Below are 19,256 nucleotides of genomic sequence, written 5' to 3' on the forward strand. Positions count from 1 at the left end.
AAGTAGATCACAAAAAATGAGGCCGCAATAGCGGCCTCATCAATCTATTAACCGCCAAGTTGCGGTGTCGGCTTAAGCGTTAGCGCGAATGCGGTGTAAATAATCTTGCTTAGTGAACTCACCCCAAGGTTGGCGTTGTCCGTCAAGCACGACCGCATCGATATCATCCGCGAGTTGACGCGCCGAGTTAAGCATAATCGAAAAGTTCATTAGGGCGTCACCGTAACAAGGCAAAGTCATGAAAAACACCACACCTTGGGTACTGAACTGCTCCATATTATCCGGATCAAACACGCCAGGCTTTAGCATATTCGCTATCGAGAACAATACTTTACCATTGCCAGCATTATCCACATGGCGATGGAAGATATTCATATCCCCATATTTAAAATTCAAGGTTAAGAAACAAGGTAGCAATTCGGCGCCGTTAAGCTGTAGACCCTCTTTAGCGACCACGTGTAATACCAGTACGTCGCGTGGTTCACCTAACTCATCTTCAGCGGCTTGTTCGACAACCTCTTCTTGATAGCTATCTTCTTTATATTCATTTTCGTCAAACAAGGCCGTTTGCTGCGGAGCTGCACTACGTAACGCATGTTCCTGCTCAGCCGCTTTTTGCGCGACGATAGCCGCATGGGATTGACCCATTGGCGGAGTTTGCGTGCTCGCTTGAGTGTTCAAAACGGGCTCTTGACGCGAGACTTTCGGGCTACGGTGTTGCTCTTTTGCCACGGGTGGCTGCAAGCTAAAATCAGGCTGAGCAGTCACAGGCTCGTGTTTAGGGCCAACTTTCAACTCTGGTTTAAATTCTGTTGATTTAAACTCTTGTGGTTTAAATTCAGGCTTAGGTTCTAGCTTTACTTCCTGCTTCAAATAAGGATTGGCCGCAGGAGTTTCGTTGTTAGGTGCAAGTTCACCGGCTTTGCGCACGCGTACGGCGCCAATACCATCGGCATCAAACCCTTCTGAATCGATCCGCTTCGGACTCGGCTCACCTTTCTCAGCCTGTTTCTTATAAAAGTTGCTCATTGGGCTATCTTTCAATGACTTAGGCTGTTGTCTTCTGATCGACCAAAATCCATGCACCAGCACAGCAACTATGGCTATGGCGCCTAAAACGAACAATACTAGTTGCAAATCTTCCATTGGTTACCCTGTCTTTCTTCTAGTTATCCAGCGTCAGCCATCGCCACCGCTTGCTCTATGTCTACCGCAACTATACGAGACACACCGGGCTCGTGCATAGTCACGCCAATAAGTTGATCCGCCATTTCCATGGTTATTTTGTTATGGCTGATATAAATAAACTGTACGCTCTGTGACATTTCTTTTAGCAATCGACAGAAGCGTTCTACGTTGGCATCGTCTAATGGCGCATCCACTTCATCTAACATACAGAAGGGAGCAGGATTCAGCCTAAAAATGGCGAATACCAATGATAAAGCGGTTAATGCTTTTTCACCACCCGAAAGAAGATGGATTGTGCTGTTCTTCTTCCCCGGTGGTTGGGCCATGATAGTCACGCCCGTTTCTAACAAATCGTCGTCAGTTAACGCTAAATAAGCTCGGCCGCCACCAAACACTTTCGGAAATAAGCGTCCGAGATCTTCGTTGACTGAATCAAATGTCGTCTTAAAGCGGCTTCGAGTTTCTTTATCTATTTTACGGATCGCTTCCTCTAAGGTTGCAAGCCCTTTATTTAAATCGTCATCTTGATGATCAAGATAAGATTTTCGCTCACTTTGCTGTTCAAATTCTTCGATCGCCGCAAGGTTAATGGCACCTAAACGAACAATTTTCTGCCGTATTTGATCTAAATCACTCTGCCACTTGTCTGGCATCCCCTCTGCGGGCAAGTTTCCAAGGATTTCAGACAGAATGATTTGCTGTTCCTGCAAGGCTTCCAGCTGACTATTCGCTTGGCCTTTTATTCCTTCACGACGTAACTTTAACGTGCTCAGGCTTTGAGTCAAGTCCTCAAGCTTACCAAGCTCTTGTTTTTGCTTTATTCCTATACTGTTTAATGTGTCTGTGAGCACACTTTGCTGCTGACGAACCTCTTTTAAGCCCTGTTGTTGCTCATGTTGTTGCTTTAGTAACTGCGTTAACTGTTCAGTTAGCTGCACACTATTTTGCACCCCACTCAATTGGGCAACTTTGGCAAGTTCTGTTAACACAGACTCGCGGGAGTGGATGAGTTCATTGACACGCACTTGCTGTAATTCAATTTGCTCCGCGCTCACGGCCATGCGCATCGTCACGGCTTGCAACCCCGTCGCAGTGGCTGATAATTGACGTTCTACCTCAGTAATACGCCCTTTTAATGCTTGATGGCGCACACTATCGGCCTGTGTGTCTTGGATGAGTTGCCGCTGAATATCTTCACTAGCCTGCAGCGTCTCATCGAGCTCCATTTCTTGTTCTGCTAATAATTCGCATTGCTCGCTTAAGCGTTCAATATCAATCAAACTCGTACTTAAAGCCGCGTCGAGTTTACTTTGCTGTTCGACGCGCGCCTTCACTTGCTCGATTAAACCACTAAGCTGCATCGACTTAGTCGCTTTGTCTAACTGCAATTGATGTAATTTTTGCGCGCCATCGGTCAGTTGCAGTCTTTGTTGCTGCAAAATAGCCGCAAGATCTGTCATCTTGTCTTGCCGAATCTGCAGGGATTGTTGCAAATCGAGGATATTTTGCGCTAACTGAGCTTGCTCTTTACTGAGTTGCACCAGTGACTGGGCGCCCTCTGTTTTAGTGATTAAAAAACCTTGTCCCAGTAGATAACCGTCGGCAGTGACAATCCGTTCATCGGATGTTAGCTGTGGCAGCAGTTCTTTCGCTGCATGGATATCCTTTGCCCACTTAAGCCCCGCTAACCAAGGGGCGAGATTCACCTTAGCCTGTAAAAATTCACTTTGGCTTGATTGTGACGCTAACGCTTGAAACCCCATTTCAGTTTCAGTGACGCCAACGGGCAAGGTCAACAAGCCATTTAGGGCGAGTTCGGCCGCGGTTTCCCAACCATTTTCAACAGTTAAACTCTGCCATAACTGCGGTTTATCACTCTGCTGTTCTTGCTTAGTCAACCACTGTTCAACCAGCTCATGGCGCGCTTTAGTCGCAGTTAATTGCTGCTGAATGTGCTCAGCGCTATGGCGGGCTTCATCTAAGGCTTGCGTACTTGCACTTACACTTTGTTCTTGCTGATGATTAATTTCATTTTGCAGTGTGAGCGCATCATCCAAAGACTCAATATCTTGCTGCAATGGTGTAATACTCGATGCGAGATCACCGTCCATTAACGCCACAAGTTGCGCCTGCTGCTCACGACTTTGCTGCTGTTTGTGTTGCAGTAATTGCTGCTGATGCGCTAACTGGCTGCGACGCAGTTCAAGCTGTAACTTATGCTGAGAAACATCCGCTGCCTGTTGGCGCGCCACTTCGGCCTGCTGCTGACTGCGTTCTATGCTCATTTCCCATTGGGATTGCAGCTCATCCATGAGCTCTTGTTGCTCATCATGCTGTGGCCCAAGTTTGGCAAGTTCAAGCTCTAACGCGCTAAGACTCGCTTTATAGCCGTTAAGCTTATCGGTGTTTTGTTGGATCTGCTCTTTGACTTGCGCCAACTGGGTTTCGAGCTGGGCGTCGCGTTGCTTTTGATTCTGTAGCTGTTGCTCTAACTTAGCGATCTCAGTACCGGTCAGATAATAGGCTTCAACCGCTCGCTGCTCTTGCTCCGCCAATTGCGCGAGTTGCACTTGCAATTCAGTGGTCTGTAATTCATCAGTTTGCGCGAGTGACTGCGCCGCCGCTTGCTGCACTTCAATAGCACTTATCTGCTCAGATAGGCTCGCCATCTGATCTTGCAACTCTTGATAGCGCATCACAAGGAGTTCAGCATGGGTCTTACGCTCGGCCTGTTTAAGCTCACGATATTGTTTAGCGGCTTTAGCCTGCTGCGCAAGTTTATCTAACTGCTTACCGAGCTCACTGCGAATATCGCCCAAACGCTCGAGGTTTTCGCGGGTATGGCGAATACGGTTTTCAGTTTCGCGCCGACGCTCTTTATAGCGGGAAATCCCGGCGGCTTCCTCAATAAAGGTACGCAAGTCTTGGGGTTTAGATTCAATCAGGCGGGAAATAGTGCCTTGCTCGATAATGGCATAACTTCGCGGGCCAAGACCTGTGCCCATAAACAAGTCGGTAATGTCTTTACGACGACACTTTTGACCATTGAGAAAATACCAAGACTCACCGTCGCGGCTCACCTGACGCTTAACGGCGATTTCTTCATAACTGGCATACTGACCAGCGAGGCGACCCTCTTTGTTTTCAAAAATAAGTTCAACACCCGCCACAGACACAGGTTTTCGCGCGCTTGAACCGTTAAATATCACATCGGCCATAGAATCACCGCGTAGGTGCTTCGCCGAGCTTTCACCGAGCACCCAACGCACGGCATCGATCACGTTCGATTTACCGCAGCCATTTGGGCCAATAATGGCGGTTAATGCCTGTAAAAAAGGAATTTTCGTGGGATCGACAAACGACTTAAAGCCGGCAAGTTTTATCTGTTTTAATCTCATGGTGCCAGTTAGCGCGTCTCTGAAGTCTGGCCCGAAAATGAGCCTAGCGGTGCAAATGCATTCTGCTGGCAACTTTAACAAAGCAGGCAGCATTTTGTAACGCTTTTTATTGAATTCATGCGGCTTTTAGCTTGTCATCTGTCCATGAGTTGATCACAATCGCATATAGCTGTCGCTTAACTTTTTGGAAAAACGATATGACACAGAAAAAAACCTTGCCCTTCCCAGCCAAAAGTGGCGTTAATTATTTTCTCGATGGCTTTGGTTTAATCACACGTAAAGGCCTGCGCACTTTCGTATTTATTCCGTTAATGATTAACCTACTGCTGTTTGCTGGCGTCATTTATGTAGCCATAGGCCAGTTAGATACGCTATTCACTTGGATGAATGCCCAGCTCCCTGACTACTTAAGCTGGTTAAACTTTTTACTTTGGCCACTCGCCGTCACCACTATGCTGGTGATGCTTGCTTTTGTATTTAGCTCCGTCATGAACTGGCTCGCCGCCCCCTTTAATGGTCTGTTGGCTGAAAAAGTCGAGCAGTTGTTAACTGGTAAGCAGCTGAATACCGGTTCTGGTATTGATTTAATCAAAGACTTACCGCGTATCCTTGGGCGTGAGTGGATCAAACTCAAATACTATCTGCCCCGCGCACTGGTATTTTTGTTATTGTTTTTAGTGCCTATGGTAGGTCAGACGCTGGCGCCGATTTTATGGTTTCTGTTCAGCGCTTGGATGATGGCGATTCAGTACTGCGATTATCCCTTCGATAACCACAAGGTCAGTTTTAAAGATATGCGCTTTGCCTTGAATCAAACCCGTGGCACCAGTTTTAGCTTTGGCGCAACTGTGACGCTATTTTCGATGATCCCCATAGTCAACTTTATCGTCATGCCAGTGGCGATTTGTGGCGCGACGGCCATGTGGGTCGATAAGTATCGTGAAGCGTATCGCAACCATGCCATCGCACCCGAGTAGTAACACCAGCAGTGCTGAGTCATGGCTCAGCACTGCTCCCCAATTTTTTAGACCCAATAATCCAATCATGTTTCGCCTCGTTAAAATCAACGCAAACCTTGTAACAATTACTCGCTATTGTTAACTTCACATTTTCTGGCAAAATGCGCGCCACGAATGTGTTATTTGAGTCTTTTTTGTTGAAATCAATCTTAGCCATCATCTTATCTAGTCTTACTTTTCTACCTGTAACTTGTCTTGCTGGCTATGCCAGCCAATTTCAGTTAGCCATTCCAACACTTAACAGTGCTGCCAATATCGACGGTGAGTTGGACGATGCCATTTGGCAACAAGCCGCAGTCACAGAGCTCAAATACGAAACCCAACCAGGGGAAAACATTGCCGCATTAGTGAAAACCGAGGCGCGAGTCTATGCGACTAAAACCAGTCTTTTTGTGGCATTTACTGCCAAAGACATTAATCCCAAACTCATTCGCGCCACACTCAAGGACAGAGACAAACTGTGGAGTGATGATTTAGTCGGAATTAAACTCGATACTTTTAATAATGCCCGTTTAGCATACCAATTTTTTATTAATCCCCTTGGCGTGCAATTAGACTCAATTGAAAACGAACTAACGGGTGAAGAAAGCGAAGCATGGGATGGTATTTGGAAATCCGCAGGCAAGATCACCGCCGATGGCTATCAGGTCGAAGTCGAGTTACCACTGAGACTGTTCAACTTTGACGACAAGAAAAGCCTGCAAGAATGGGGCTTTGAGTTAATTCGTTATTATCCACGCAATGAAAAACATCGCCTATCGACCCATAAGATTGACCGTAATACGAGTTGTCAACTTTGTCAGTTAGGTGTGGCTTCTGGCTTGGCGGGGGCAGAACAAGGACAGGATGTACAAATCACCCCGACTTTTATCGCCAACCGTAACGAACATAAACAGGCGGATGGCTGGGAAGCTGATAACAATCTCGAGCCAGGTGTAGACTTGCGCTGGGGCATTAATTCCAGCACCTTACTCAATGCCACCATTAATCCCGATTTTTCCCAAGTGGAATCCGATGCTGGCCAGCTCGATGTGAACAGCACTTTCTCCTTGTTCTATGATGAGAAACGGCCGTTTTTTTTGGATAATAAAGACTATTTCGACACACAGGTCAATCTGCTGCACACCCGCAATATTGTTGCACCTGACTATGGTATCAAACTGACAAGTAAGAGCGATGATCACACTTTAGCTCTGCTAGCAAGTAACGATAGCCAAACCACGTTTTTAGTGCCGGGAAATTTAAGCTCAGAGGTTGCCTCGCTTGATCAAGAAAGTTTGAACCTTGCGGGACGTTATCGTTTCGACATGAGCAAAACCTTCTCCATCGGCGGATTACTTACCGCGAAAACAAGCAGTGACAACACTCACAATGGTGCAGCAAATGCCCCCCATAATGGGATCAACAGCCAACCCGATTACCACAACTATGTCATTAGTCTGGATGCGAAATATCAACCAACACCACAGGACAGTTTCACTGCGCAAGTGGCCCAATCGGATACTCAGTACCCCACTGGAGTCTATCGTCAATTTTGTACTGACACTGAAAAGGCCCCTAGTAATGGGTTGCCCTGTGGCCAATCTCAGCTTGATTGCGAACTCGGTCACTGCCAACTCAACGAACAAGTATTACGTAGCAAATCTGATAACCGCTTTGGCGGCAATTTATATCAGTTAACCTTTAAGCACGAAGAACGAAATTGGTTTGCTTACAGTGAATACAACGCCGTTGATCCCGATTTTCGTGCCGATTTAGGCTTTGTCGAAAAAATCGATTACCGCACCTTTGAGGCTGGTGCGGGTTTGATTTGGTATCCTACGGGCACCTTTAACAAGGTGGAATTAGCGGGAGATTGGGATATCACTCATAACCAAGCAGGCGAACGACTTGAAGAAGAGTATGAAGCCTACATAGAAATCCTCGGCGCATTACAAAGCGAAATCACCTTTGGTGTAGAAACCCGTGAACGTGTGGGCCCTCGCCTCGATGCTTCACTGCTCACTATCGCCGGAAATAGTCAACTATATGATGAAACCCAAGTGTGGTTTTATGGCGCAGTAACCCCGTTATCGCCCCTGAGTATGGAGCTTGAAATGTACTACGGCGATGAAATTGATTTTATCAATGATAGGCTGGGCACTAAAACGCAAATGAACCCGAGTATCAATTGGAAAATTGCTAATGGACTTTCTATCGATATCTCCCATCTTTATCAGCAAATGGATGTGGAACAAGGTGCACTTTTTACCGCTAATCTGAGCGATGTACGCCTCAACTGGCAATTCAGTCTACACAGTTTTATTCGCCTTTCTAGCATTTACACCCGGATAAATCGCAATGTGGCGCAGTATTTATATTCAGCGCCGCAGAGTGAGGAAGCGCATTTAGGCAATGAGCTCCTCTACGGTTATAAACTCAATCCGCAGAGTGTGTTCTACCTCGGATACTCTGATAGTTTACAGGCTAATGATGAGTTAAGCCGCCTGACGCGGGACGAGAAAACCTACTTTATGAAGTTAAGTTACGCATGGCTGCTATAAACAATCATTGCCTTAAACAGAAAGCAACTTAGGCAAACAACTGACATAAAAAAGCCCACATCTTCCTCGATGTGGGCTTTTTATTATGACGGTGAGAATCTTAGACCTTCTGCAGAATAACACTGCCAATAGAATATCCTGCGCCAAACGAACTCAATAAACCTAAATCGCCAGTCTTAAAGTCACCGGAAAACTTGTGAAATGCAATAACAGAACCCGCGGAAGCCGTATTGGCGTATTCATCTAGTACCACGGGCGCTTGTTCCGCAGACACATCATCCCCAAGCAACTTTCTCACCACAAACTGATTCATGTTGATGTTCGCTTGATGTAACCATAAACGCTTGAAGGACTGTGGCGTTAACGCTTGTTCGGCCAGATGTTCATCCAAATGTTGATAAATCATCGGCAACAGCTCTTTAAATACCTTGCGCCCTTGTTGGTGGAATAACTTATCGGCTTGATGGGCCGCACTCGGATCGCAGCGATTCAAGAAACCGAAATTACTGCGAATATTGTTCGAGTAATCGGTAAAACAGCGGCTTGAGAGGATCTTAAACACATGGTCAGACTGGGCTAAGCTTTGTTCTTCCAGTACCAGAGCCGTCGCCACATCACCGAAGATAAAATGGCTGTCACGGTCGCGATAATTCACCTGTGCCGAGCAAATTTCAGGGTTGATCACTAGCACTCTTGAGGCAGAACCCGTAGCAATGGCATTAGCCGCGGCGACAATTGCAAACGTCGCCGATGAACACGCTACCTGCATGTCGTAACCATAACCCCGCGTACCCAGTGCACGTTGAATTTCAATCGCCATAGCAGGATACGCACGCTGAGTATAAGCGCAGGCAACAATCACTAAGTCAATTTGTTCAGCCTTGAGATTGGCATTTTTAAGCGCCATCAATGCGGCTTCAAGGCCAATCTCGGCCTGCATCGATAATTCGTCACTACTGCGCTCAGGAATCAACGGCATCATGACTTCGGGATCCAGAATGCCCTCTTTCACCATCACATATCTGTGCTTGATGCCAGAGGCTTTTTCAATAAACTCGCTCGATGAATAGGACAAAGCCGCGACATGGCCTTGCTCAATTAAGCCTGCATTTTCAAGATTAAAAATATCCACATAAGCATTGAAGCTCTCAACTAAGGCTTCATTGGAAATACTGTGGGGCGGCGTAAATAGGCCACTCCCCGAAATGACGACCTGTTTCATAAATGCTCCAAACGGGTACTGGTTGTAAGGTGAGCAGAGGATGCATCATCACTCGTAAGCACAGGTGCTAACTCATTTTGCCCCTGCGCTTGTTGCTCTAATCGTTGCTTTTTATGCATTTGCACTAAGTCTATCACGACTGTTGAAGATATTTTATCTTGGATCCCCTGCCGATTAGCATCCCAAAATATTTGCATAAAGCCAAGTAAGCCAGTGGTAAAGCCTGCGGCATAGCCGCCATAACGGCCAAACGCGGCCCATAAACTGATGTTGGCACCATCGAGCTGGATCACCCGAATGCCCAGCATCTTCTTACCTAAGGTTTGACCATCAAATCGTGCAGTAAAGACGGTAAAGTAAAACGCTGCCCAACCAAAACCCAGCCCCATATCACTCAGAAAGCCTTTCACCCAAGCAACAACACTATGGGTTGGAGCTTCATCAACGGTTCTGAGGCGAGAATATTGCGAAGAGCTCACATTTACTGCATCAGCCACCGCGCTTTGCGGCTGTACATCCGGCGAAATAGCTTGAATAGGCTGAAGTGGCTCAGGCGGAGAATCTGTTGTCGCCAACTCAACAGGAAGCGTAATAACAGGCCATAGGCTGCCATTAAGCACTTCCGCCTGTAACTTTTCACTGTCTATGGCAGGCAAACTACTGTTGGCTATGGTTGCTAGCACTATTTCACGTTGATCATTTTCTGTCATGCCCTTTGATCCTGAAGCGCTTTTTATCGCTTCATGTAGGGATTGAACTTGAGTTTTACCACAAGCATAATTATTGCACTGGCTCAACGACATCAATGCTGGTAGTGACGTAATGATTTGTTCACCTAATGCCAATTGTTGCTCTACTCCCTCACTGCTTTTAACGTCTGTTCCATTAAAATCAAACAGATTATTGGCGGTTGTCAGCAACATAAAAACCAACATCAAGGCATAAAGTCCCCACTTGAGTAAACGACCAAACTTACGACTGCGCTTTTCAATCCAGATAATACTGACCACCAGCAAGACAAACATCCAATCCATCTGCTCAGCTAACACAGTGATCAGCAAACCATCAATCAGTATGGCTAACATCCGCTTCAACGGTGTCGCCAATGGGGTGTATAACACGGATGCTGCAATGGTAAATGCCTTTGGTGTTACCATCGTTTTTGGATCTTTACCCAGATCCATTTGTTGCTGCTTCATCTTTGCGCTTGTCCGATACGAGTGATAGGCTAGTTTTACGATTGAGACATCAAGAAGTTATCCCTGTTAATGCCACAATCTTTTTTATGTTAGCAAGAGGTTAACACAGTTAAACTGGCTGCCAATCAGGGTTTGCGAATAACAGCACACCCTTTAATAACCAAATCGAATAAAGAAGAACAAACAATCACTTCTAAAAGCGCCACAGCAGATTATGATTCAGTAGTGCCAACATAGGAGCAAGCAATCCATGAGCAAAATTTTCGAAGATAATTCATATACTATTGGTAATACACCACTAGTACGTTTAAACCGTGTTAGCCAAGGTAAAGTGCTGGCCAAAGTCGAAGCCCGTAACCCAAGTTTCAGTGTTAAATGCCGTATCGGTGCCAATATGATTTGGGATGCCGAGAAGAAAGGTCTATTAACAAAAAATCACGAGCTGATTGAGCCGACATCAGGCAACACAGGTATTGCATTAGCGTATGTTGCCGCGGCCCGTGGCTATAAACTGACCCTGACCATGCCAAATACCATGAGTTTAGAGCGTCGTAAGCTACTCAAAGCCCTAGGCGCAACTCTCGTGCTGACTGAAGGCGCGAAAGGCATGAAAGGTGCCATTGATAAAGCGGAAGAAATTCGCCAATCGGCTCCTGAAAAATACATTTTATTGCAGCAGTTTAATAACCCTGCTAACCCAGAAATCCATGAAAAAACCACAGGTCCAGAAATCTGGAATGATACCGATGGTGAAGTGGATGTGTTTGTTGCCGGTGTAGGTACTGGCGGTACAATTACTGGTGTAAGCCGTTACTTGAAAAAAGTGGCCGGTAAAACCATCACCTCAGTTGCGGTTGAGCCAGCAGATTCTCCTGTTATAGCTCAAACCTTAGCGGGTTTACCTGTGCAACCAGGGCCGCATAAAATCCAAGGTATTGGTGCTGGCTTTATCCCAGGTAACTTAGATTTAGAATTGATTGACCGTGTTGAGGCTGTAACTAACGATGAAGCCATCGACATGGCCCGCCGCTTAATGCAAGAAGAAGGCATTTTAGTGGGTATTTCATCGGGTGCCGCCGTTGTCGCCGCCAACCGCATCGCTGAGTTGCCAGAGTTTGCAGGCAAAACCATTGTGGTGATTTTGCCATCGGCTGCCGAGCGTTACCTATCTTCAGTCTTGTTCCAAGGCCAATTCGGCGACGAAGAAAACGTTCAATAAACGACGTTTTCTCGTCCTTAAAATACCCAGCTTTGGCTGGGTATTTTTATTTATGGCATTCCATTATTTAGATCTCGATTACAGAGCATAAATAAGTTACTGCTCAAGTTTGGATACAGCTCATAGTTCTTCGTATCTCAACTGGCTTTCACGGCTAACTTGGTTATAAAGAACGGACCCGCTCGCCAATTCATTCCTTTTTATGTCTTTTTACCGAACACCAAGTAATATCAGCGCCTTCAATGCAAAGTTTGAAGCTCAAAAAATTGCCTTTGGCCCCATCAGCTTTCAAGTCGCCCACTGCCTACTCAAATTCGATGTGCTGGCGCAAATAGATAAAGCGGCCGAGCATGGGATCACTGCGGCCGAGTTAAGGCAATCCACCCCACTGAGTGAATATGCCTTGGGGGTATTGCTGGATATGGGACTCAGCATGGGGCTCGTTTGGCAACATGAAAATGGCTATGTGCTCGATAAAACGGGGCACTTTTTACTCCATGACGACATGGCCGCCATCAATCTTAACTTTGTGCAGGATGTTTGCTATCAAGGCCTTTTTAACCTTGATACCGCGCTACTCGAAGGCAAGGCCGCAGGACTTAAGGTGTTCGGTGACTGGAATACCATCTACCCCGCCTTAAAAGATCTACCACCCAAAGCGAAACAGAGCTGGTTTGCCTTCGATCATTACTATTCGGATCATGCCTTTCCACACCTTCTGCCATTAGTGTTTGCCCATAAGCCAATCCATTTAGTGGATATAGGCGGCAATACGGGAAAATGGGCACTGAGCTGCTGTGATTATGACGCAAACGTTGAAGTCACGATTATGGATTTTCCGGGGCAACTAGAGGTAGCCACACAAAATGCACTCGCACGAGGTTTTGCAGCACGAGTGCATACCTTTGCCACCGATCTGCTGGACGACTCACTACCCTTTGTCGAAGGCGCCGATACTTACTGGATGAGTCAATTTCTGGATTGCTTCTCAAAAATCCAAATCCTGAGCATTTTACAACGCACGGCAAAGGCAATGACATCAAGCAGCCAACTCTTTATCGTCGAAACCTTTTGGGATAGACAGCCATCGGCCGCCTCCGCCTATTGCGTAAATGCCACTAGCCTCTATTTCAGCGCCATGGCCAATGGCAATAGCCGCATGTATCACTCTAAGGATTTATTGGCCCTGCTTCACCAAGCGGGACTGTATGTGGATGAAGACACAGACAATCTTGGCCTAGGGCACACGCTACTGCGTTGTAAACTCAAACCTTAAGTTTAATAGCAACATTAAAGTAAACAAAACTTATGCAATGAATAAAATTAATCAAATTTATTTATCATGGATACCCGCAGTACACTAAATATATCAAAACAGCGCCCCAAAAAGCGATGTTAAGCATTGTCAGTATTGAGAGGTATTCAAAATGACTTCAAAACGCAAACGCTGGACATCCCACGCAGCTAAACTTCCCAGCCCTATGGCTGGGTTGGCACTGGCAATTGCCAGCTTAGGTTGGACATGGGAGAACATGACACCTTCACTTAATGGCGCAGGACAACTCACAGGTGCCATCATAGCCTCTGTGTTACTGTTATTGCTCATGGGTAAATTCATGCTTCATCCTAACATTTTAAAGGACGAGCTAAGTCACCCTGTGATTGGTAGTGTGATCCCCACCTTCGCCATGGGCTTGATGGTGGTGTCTAAATCACTCGGCGATTATTTCCCCCATGCAGGCTTAACTCTGTGGCTAGTCGCCATTGGTATCCATGTGATCTTCCTAAGCGCGTTTATCTACTTTCGCGCCATCGATTTTAAACTCGAGCACATGGTTCCAAGCTGGTTTGTACCACCGATTGGCATTATCGTCGCGGCGGTGTCTTTCCCTGTGTCTGACTACCAATGGTTAGCAAATGCCATTTTGGTTTTTGGAATGTTAGCCTACTTAATCATGCTGCCTTTGATGCTCTATCGCCTCATTTTCTGTCAGGCGATACCTGATGCCGCTAAACCAACCATTGCCATTCTTGCAGCTCCCGCCAGTTTATCACTCGCGGGCTATCTGACTGTTTGTGAGCAGGCATCAATTCCCTTAGTCGCCTTACTACTGAGCATCGCCATTCTGATGACCAGCATCATCTACTTGGCCTTCTTTCACCTACTAAAACTGCCCTTTAGCCCAGGCTACGCAGCCTTTACCTTCCCTATGGTGATCGGTGCAACCGCCCTCTTTAAAACCGCAGCTTGGTTAACGCAGTTCAATAACATGGGTGAGTTAGCGATATGGATAAAATACTTAGCAGAATTCGAACTGGTAATCGCCACCTTAGTGGTTGCCTATGTCGCCCTACGTTATTTAGGACACTACTTTCCACTGCAATTTAACGTGGTAGAGCACAAATCAGTTCTAAATAGCAAATAAACAGAACAGCTTTTTGTAAAAATAATTAACCATACAAATGAATTGTTCACTCAAAAAACTAAACAATAAACCGAAAGCGAAGTGAATAGATATTCACTTCGCTTTTATATTTAAACAGTCAAAATTAAATAATCAGAAATAGCATTTGATTAGTTTTTATTCTTTACAACATTTCATTCCATAATTTTACTTCTAGCTTCCTGACGTGGTGTGAAAATATCACCATACAAAATTAAACCGCATGAAAACCCTTATTGATAACACTCCTCAATCATCCAATCTAAAATATATGGAATGACAAACCATATCGTTATTAATTTTTACTTTTTCACATAAAATAGTTTCAAACTATTATTGAAAACAACAAAATTAAAACACAATAAAACAAAATATTAGCAACAATAAAAAAACACAAAGAATCAATAATAAAAACAAAAAGCCAAATAAAAAACAAAACCCTCAAATTAAAACCTTATCTGCCACCGATTACACACACACCCTACTTATATCTGCATTTTAAAAAGAGAGTAAATAACAAATTTTAAACAAAACTCCAGCATGACCAATGTTGCACTTGTTATTTTCTTGTGGTTATATCCTGAACTCAATTAAATGAGAGCTTAATTCTTTACATAAGTAACCATTTAAGAAAAATAAAAAATAAACATACAACATGTGTTAAGGGAGAATAAAATGCGTGCAAATTCTACATTAGCCAAAGCCGTTCGCTTTGCATTAATAAGCGGAGCAGCTACTGCCGCGTTAACCACTTCGATAGTATATGCAGCTGAAGATGGTGCCAAAGTTGAACGTATTGAAGTAACAGGTTCACGTATTAAGCGTACCGATATGGAAACCGCAACCCCAGTTACAGTACTAAGTGCTGATGATATGGCAAAACAAGGTTTTACTAACGTACAAGATGCATTGCAGAGCCTGACTTCAACAACAGGAGCAATGACAACTCAATCAGTACATGGTTTTACACCAGCTGCGTCATCAATCAGTTTACGTAATGCGGGTGCAAGCAGAACGCTAACATTGATTAACGGTAAACGTCTCAACCAATATCCTAAACCAGCAGGTGGTACAGACAACTTTGTTGATACCGCAAACTTACCAATGGAAGCAGTTGCTCGTATTGAGATATTACAATCTGGTGGTTCAGCAATTTATGGTGCAGATGCTGTTGGTGGCGTAGTAAACATTATTTTAAAAAGAGATTTTGATGGCGTCGCATTAAAATATCGACATGGTGATACTACTGAAGGCGGTGGTGGAAGCGATCGAATTGCGCTATCTCTGGGTTCATCTTCCGAACGTGGTAACGTCTCAACCTTCATCGAATTTACTGATACTGAGCGTTTGAATGCAACTGATAGAGCTGTTTTTGGATTAGATACAGACAAAGTACCTTATAGTAAATATTCACAATACAGCTCATATGGGGCTGGCATTACAGGTAAAAAACCTGCTGGTGGAACGACACCAAAAGGCCAACGTGTCCTAACTGCGAGTGAATGCGAAGCGGGCGGTTTTCTTTGGACAGGTAGCGCATGTGGCTTTGATCGCTCAAAGTGGCGCGATCTATCACCAGAAAGCACCCGTTTTATCAGTTCAACGAACTTTAACTATGAACTTGCAGATAATTTGAACTTTGTAGGACGTCTTGATTTTGCAGAAGCAAAATCAACAACACGTATCGAACCTATGGGTATCGATAACTACACAGTCAATGTTGCAGGAGACAAAGTAACTTTAGGCGTTGATTTAGATGATTCACTGACAAAAACATTCGACAAGAATACAGGTCTTGGTGGAGATTTTAAAAATGCCGAAAATGGTGACTACAACTATATTCGTCGTTTGCACGAATTCGGCAACCGCGCAGGAGAAACAAGTACCCGTAACTATTTCTTCACCGCGGGCTTGGAAGGCGTGATCGCTGATGATTATAGTTGGGATACATCCGTAAATTACGGCCGTACTAATGTGGATGTATTCAATAGTGGCTTTGCGACTGTGGGTGGATTATTTAATTATCTAGCTCAAGGTACTGACGGTAAATCACTGCTTGCGCCTATCAGCACAAATGATGTCAGCGGTATAGCGTACACTCCGTTTGAAAAAGCTCAATCAACTCAAAAAAATATTCAGGCAAATATCACAGGTCCAGCATTTGAACTGCCAGCAGGTTCAGCAGACTTTGCTTTTGGGGCGGAATATACCACTCAAGACTACTCATCAGAATCTGACTCAGAATCTGTTAAAGGCAATATTCTAAGCCGTGGTGGTTCATCAGGTGCTGGTGAGCGTTCATACTGGGCAACCTATATGGAATTAAAGCTTCCAGTTCTTGAGGACTTAACACTTGATGCGGCCTTACGTTATGACCGATATGATGATTTCGGTGGAAATTTGTCACCTCAATTAACCGTAGAGTATCGCCCACTTGATGAATTATTAGTTCGTGGCTCTATCAGTAAAGTGTTCCGCGCACCAGATATGCATCGCGTATATGGAGATGCAACTAAAGCATATAGCAATATCATTGATTTTAAACAGTGCCAAGCTCTAGGTGGAACTCCATCTCAGAAAAATCCAGATCCAACACTGAACAAAATCTGTAATGAACTCAATATTGATATCACTACTGGTGCTAACAAAGATCTTAGCGCTGAAACAGGCTATACAGCCAACATAGGTGCTGTATATGGTGGCGATAGCTTAAATGCTTCACTCGATATTTGGGAGTGGAAACTGGATGACATGGTAAGTGACATCTCTGCAAGCAAAGCTGCTCGTGAATATGAAACTTATGCAAACATGATCACCCGTGACGCATTAGGTACTATTACTCACATTAATACCGTCGCACAAAACCTTGCTTATCAGAAAGTTCGTGGTATTGACTTAACCACTGGTTACGGATGGGATGTCGCTGACTTTGGTGAGTTAAAACTAAACTTTAATGGTACTTATATTCTTCTTTCTGAAGGACAAACAGATCCTACAGCTGCAATTGATGATGACATCGATGATGGTGGTTTACCGCAATATAAAGCCAATATCATTTTAGGTTGGTATATAAACGATTTTGAAACAACTTTAGGCGCTTACCACACAGCAAGAATGCATGGTGTTGGATATAAATCGTTTAAAAAAGCTGCATTAGATAAAGGTTTGGCATTCGATGAAAGTGCAAACGAAATTGCATCACAAACGAAGTGGAACTTAACATCGGCTTATAACATCACAGACGCAATTAAAGTGACTGGCGGTGTAATGAACTTATTTAATGTTGGACCAAACTTTGATCCAACAGATACAGCCTGGCCACACTATAACCGCTCATCATATGATGCGCGTGGTCGTGAATGGTTTATCGAAGGCGAAGTTAAATTCTAATATGGTGTTTATGAGTTAGAACCTAATCAAAAAACGGCATCTTCGGATGCCGTTTTTATTTACTTCATTATTTACACATCATAGTAAACCGACATAAAAATGCCCAGCTACCTGCTGGGCACTTTCACTTCAGACTAATAATTAAAGGCGTTCTAGGAATGTTTAGTCAGCTTAATCTCACTCTGATGCTGAGATTTTTCAGCATGTGAATGTGGTGCAGAAAAATGTTCATGATGAGCTTTGTGTGATTCAGCCAAGGTTACTTTACCCTGCTCTATCCACCAATAACCTAAACCAACAATCACACCGCCACCGACAATATTGCCTAAGGTTACAGGTATTAAGTTATTGAATATAAAGTTTGCCACGGTTAAATCGGCAAATTGTGCTTGAGTAACCCCTAAAGATACGAAGAACTCTGGGCTGGCGATAGATTGGATCATCATGCCCATAGGCACCATAAATAAGTTAGCGATACTGTGTTCAAAGCCACTACTGACGAACATAGCCACAGGTAAAATTAACAGTAACGATTTCGTCAGCACATCACGGCTGGCAAAGGTCATCCACACACCTAAACACACCAACATGTTACATAAAATGCCTAAACTAAAAGCTTGGATCCAAGTATGGTGCAGTTTGTGCTGTGCCACTTTAAGTGCATTTAATCCCCAATTACCACCATCGAGCTCATACATACCTGCGGCAGTGATCAAGCAAACCATCAACATGGCTCCGACAAAATTGCCGGCATATACGCGGCACCAACATTTGAGTAATTCAGCGCCAGTGACCTGTTTTTGTGCCCAGGCGACGGTACTGAGCACAGAACTGGTGAACAGTTCTCCACCGCAAACAACCACTAAAATTAAACCTAAACTAAAGGCTATTCCGCCAACGAAACGAACTAAACCCCAAGACGCATCGCCTGCGCCAGTGGTTACGGTTAAATAAAAAACAAAGGCTAAGGCGATAAATGCGCCAGCAAACACGGCTAAACCAAAGGACTGCCAAGGTGCTTTAACCACTTTGCTTGTCCCGTAAATTTCAGCCTGATTGTAACAACTAAAATGAGCTGAAACCTGTGGCGCTTCATGTGCGCTGTTTGTCACAGTTGGAACTGATGACGATGGATTTGGGCTTTTCATTGCATAACTCCAACTTCAGATAAACAAACTTGAACGCGTAGCATAGGTATCTCCAGCAGCGCCATTGCGCAGATAACACGAATCAAAACCGAGATAATGATTTGCTTAAATGATGATTCACTAAAGTCTCGCTTTGTATCATACAACGCGCTTATGCTGTGAAGCAGATATTGCTAAAGCGTGATGCTATTCACACCCAAAATGTGAAAACTTTGAAGCCAAAAACACAAAAGGTTAATTGGTCTTACCATGACAGCCCGGTTTTCATCGCGAGAATGTGGCTTAATTAAGATGGTATACAATGCATATCCTGCACGTTTCCATCTCATATTTAGCGAACTAACGCTTAAATTAATGCGCTATAGATTCAAGCAAACCTCAGCAATGACACATTAAATGACCAATAGCTTGATGCGTGTCTCTCGGTATTCATTAAATTGAACCCACTATAACCCATACTTTAGCATTTACAGTTTAGTCCAACAG

The 19,256-nt window shown here is 44.5% G+C and carries 11 protein-coding genes; 6 read left to right on the top strand and 5 right to left on the bottom strand.

What is annotated here, in order from left to right:
- Positions 1–72 precede the first annotated feature (72 nt).
- Together zipA and L5M10_RS01035 are read right to left on the bottom strand one after the other, a co-directional pair.
- Positions 73–1,146 (bottom strand): cell division protein ZipA, encoded by a 1,074-nt coding sequence (gene zipA, locus L5M10_RS01030; RefSeq protein WP_168824145.1) that lies wholly within the window; start codon positions 1,144–1,146, stop codon positions 73–75.
- Positions 1,147–1,169: 23 nt separating this feature from the next.
- Positions 1,170–4,586, bottom strand: coding sequence for a chromosome segregation protein SMC (locus L5M10_RS01035; protein ID WP_173497358.1), 3,417 nt, complete (start codon positions 4,584–4,586; stop codon positions 1,170–1,172).
- Positions 4,587–4,783: 197 nt separating this feature from the next.
- On the opposite strand from L5M10_RS01035, the gene cysZ reads away from it, so the two are divergent.
- Positions 4,784–5,563 (top strand): sulfate transporter CysZ, encoded by a 780-nt coding sequence (cysZ, locus tag L5M10_RS01040; protein WP_028760963.1) that lies wholly within the window; start codon positions 4,784–4,786, stop codon positions 5,561–5,563.
- Positions 5,564–5,706: 143 nt separating this feature from the next.
- Positions 5,707–8,148 (top strand): DUF5916 domain-containing protein, encoded by a 2,442-nt coding sequence (locus L5M10_RS01045; RefSeq protein ID WP_411569334.1) that lies wholly within the window; start codon positions 5,707–5,709, stop codon positions 8,146–8,148.
- Between the two features lie 100 nt (positions 8,149–8,248).
- Here the strand turns inward: L5M10_RS01045 and L5M10_RS01050 are convergent, their stop codons facing one another.
- Entirely contained in the window at positions 8,249–9,370 is a 1,122-nt protein-coding gene (locus L5M10_RS01050) for a beta-ketoacyl-ACP synthase III (protein ID WP_028760965.1), read from the bottom strand.
- Entirely contained in the window at positions 9,367–10,569 is a 1,203-nt protein-coding gene (locus L5M10_RS01055) for an RDD family protein (protein WP_263192237.1), read from the bottom strand. The genes L5M10_RS01050 and L5M10_RS01055 overlap by 4 nt, the downstream gene beginning before the upstream one ends.
- 250 nt (positions 10,570–10,819) lie before the next feature.
- On the opposite strand from L5M10_RS01055, the gene cysK reads away from it, so the two are divergent.
- The 4 genes from cysK to L5M10_RS01075 all read left to right on the top strand — a co-directional run bounded on the left by cysK (position 10,820) and on the right by L5M10_RS01075 (position 17,622).
- Entirely contained in the window at positions 10,820–11,788 is a 969-nt protein-coding gene (gene cysK, locus L5M10_RS01060; protein ID WP_113940761.1) for a cysteine synthase A, read from the top strand.
- A gap of 202 nt (positions 11,789–11,990) precedes the next feature.
- Positions 11,991–13,064 carry a methyltransferase gene (locus L5M10_RS01065; protein WP_263254683.1) on the top strand — a complete coding sequence of 358 codons (1,074 nt, stop codon included), beginning with the start codon at positions 11,991–11,993 and terminating at the stop codon, positions 13,062–13,064.
- Between the two features lie 151 nt (positions 13,065–13,215).
- Positions 13,216–14,214, top strand: coding sequence for a TDT family transporter (locus L5M10_RS01070; protein WP_263254684.1), 999 nt, complete (start codon positions 13,216–13,218; stop codon positions 14,212–14,214).
- A 693-nt stretch (positions 14,215–14,907) separates the two neighbouring features.
- Positions 14,908–17,622, top strand: coding sequence for a TonB-dependent receptor plug domain-containing protein (locus L5M10_RS01075; protein WP_028760970.1), 2,715 nt, complete (start codon positions 14,908–14,910; stop codon positions 17,620–17,622).
- Positions 17,623–17,774: 152 nt separating this feature from the next.
- Here L5M10_RS01075 and focA read toward each other — a convergent pair whose 3' ends face one another.
- Entirely contained in the window at positions 17,775–18,770 is a 996-nt protein-coding gene (focA, locus tag L5M10_RS01080; RefSeq protein ID WP_263254685.1) for a formate transporter FocA, read from the bottom strand.
- Between the last annotated feature and the right edge of the window lie 486 nt (positions 18,771–19,256).

This window comes from Shewanella sp. SM32, assembly GCF_025654235.1.
GTDB lineage: Bacteria > Pseudomonadota > Gammaproteobacteria > Enterobacterales > Shewanellaceae > Shewanella > Shewanella oncorhynchi.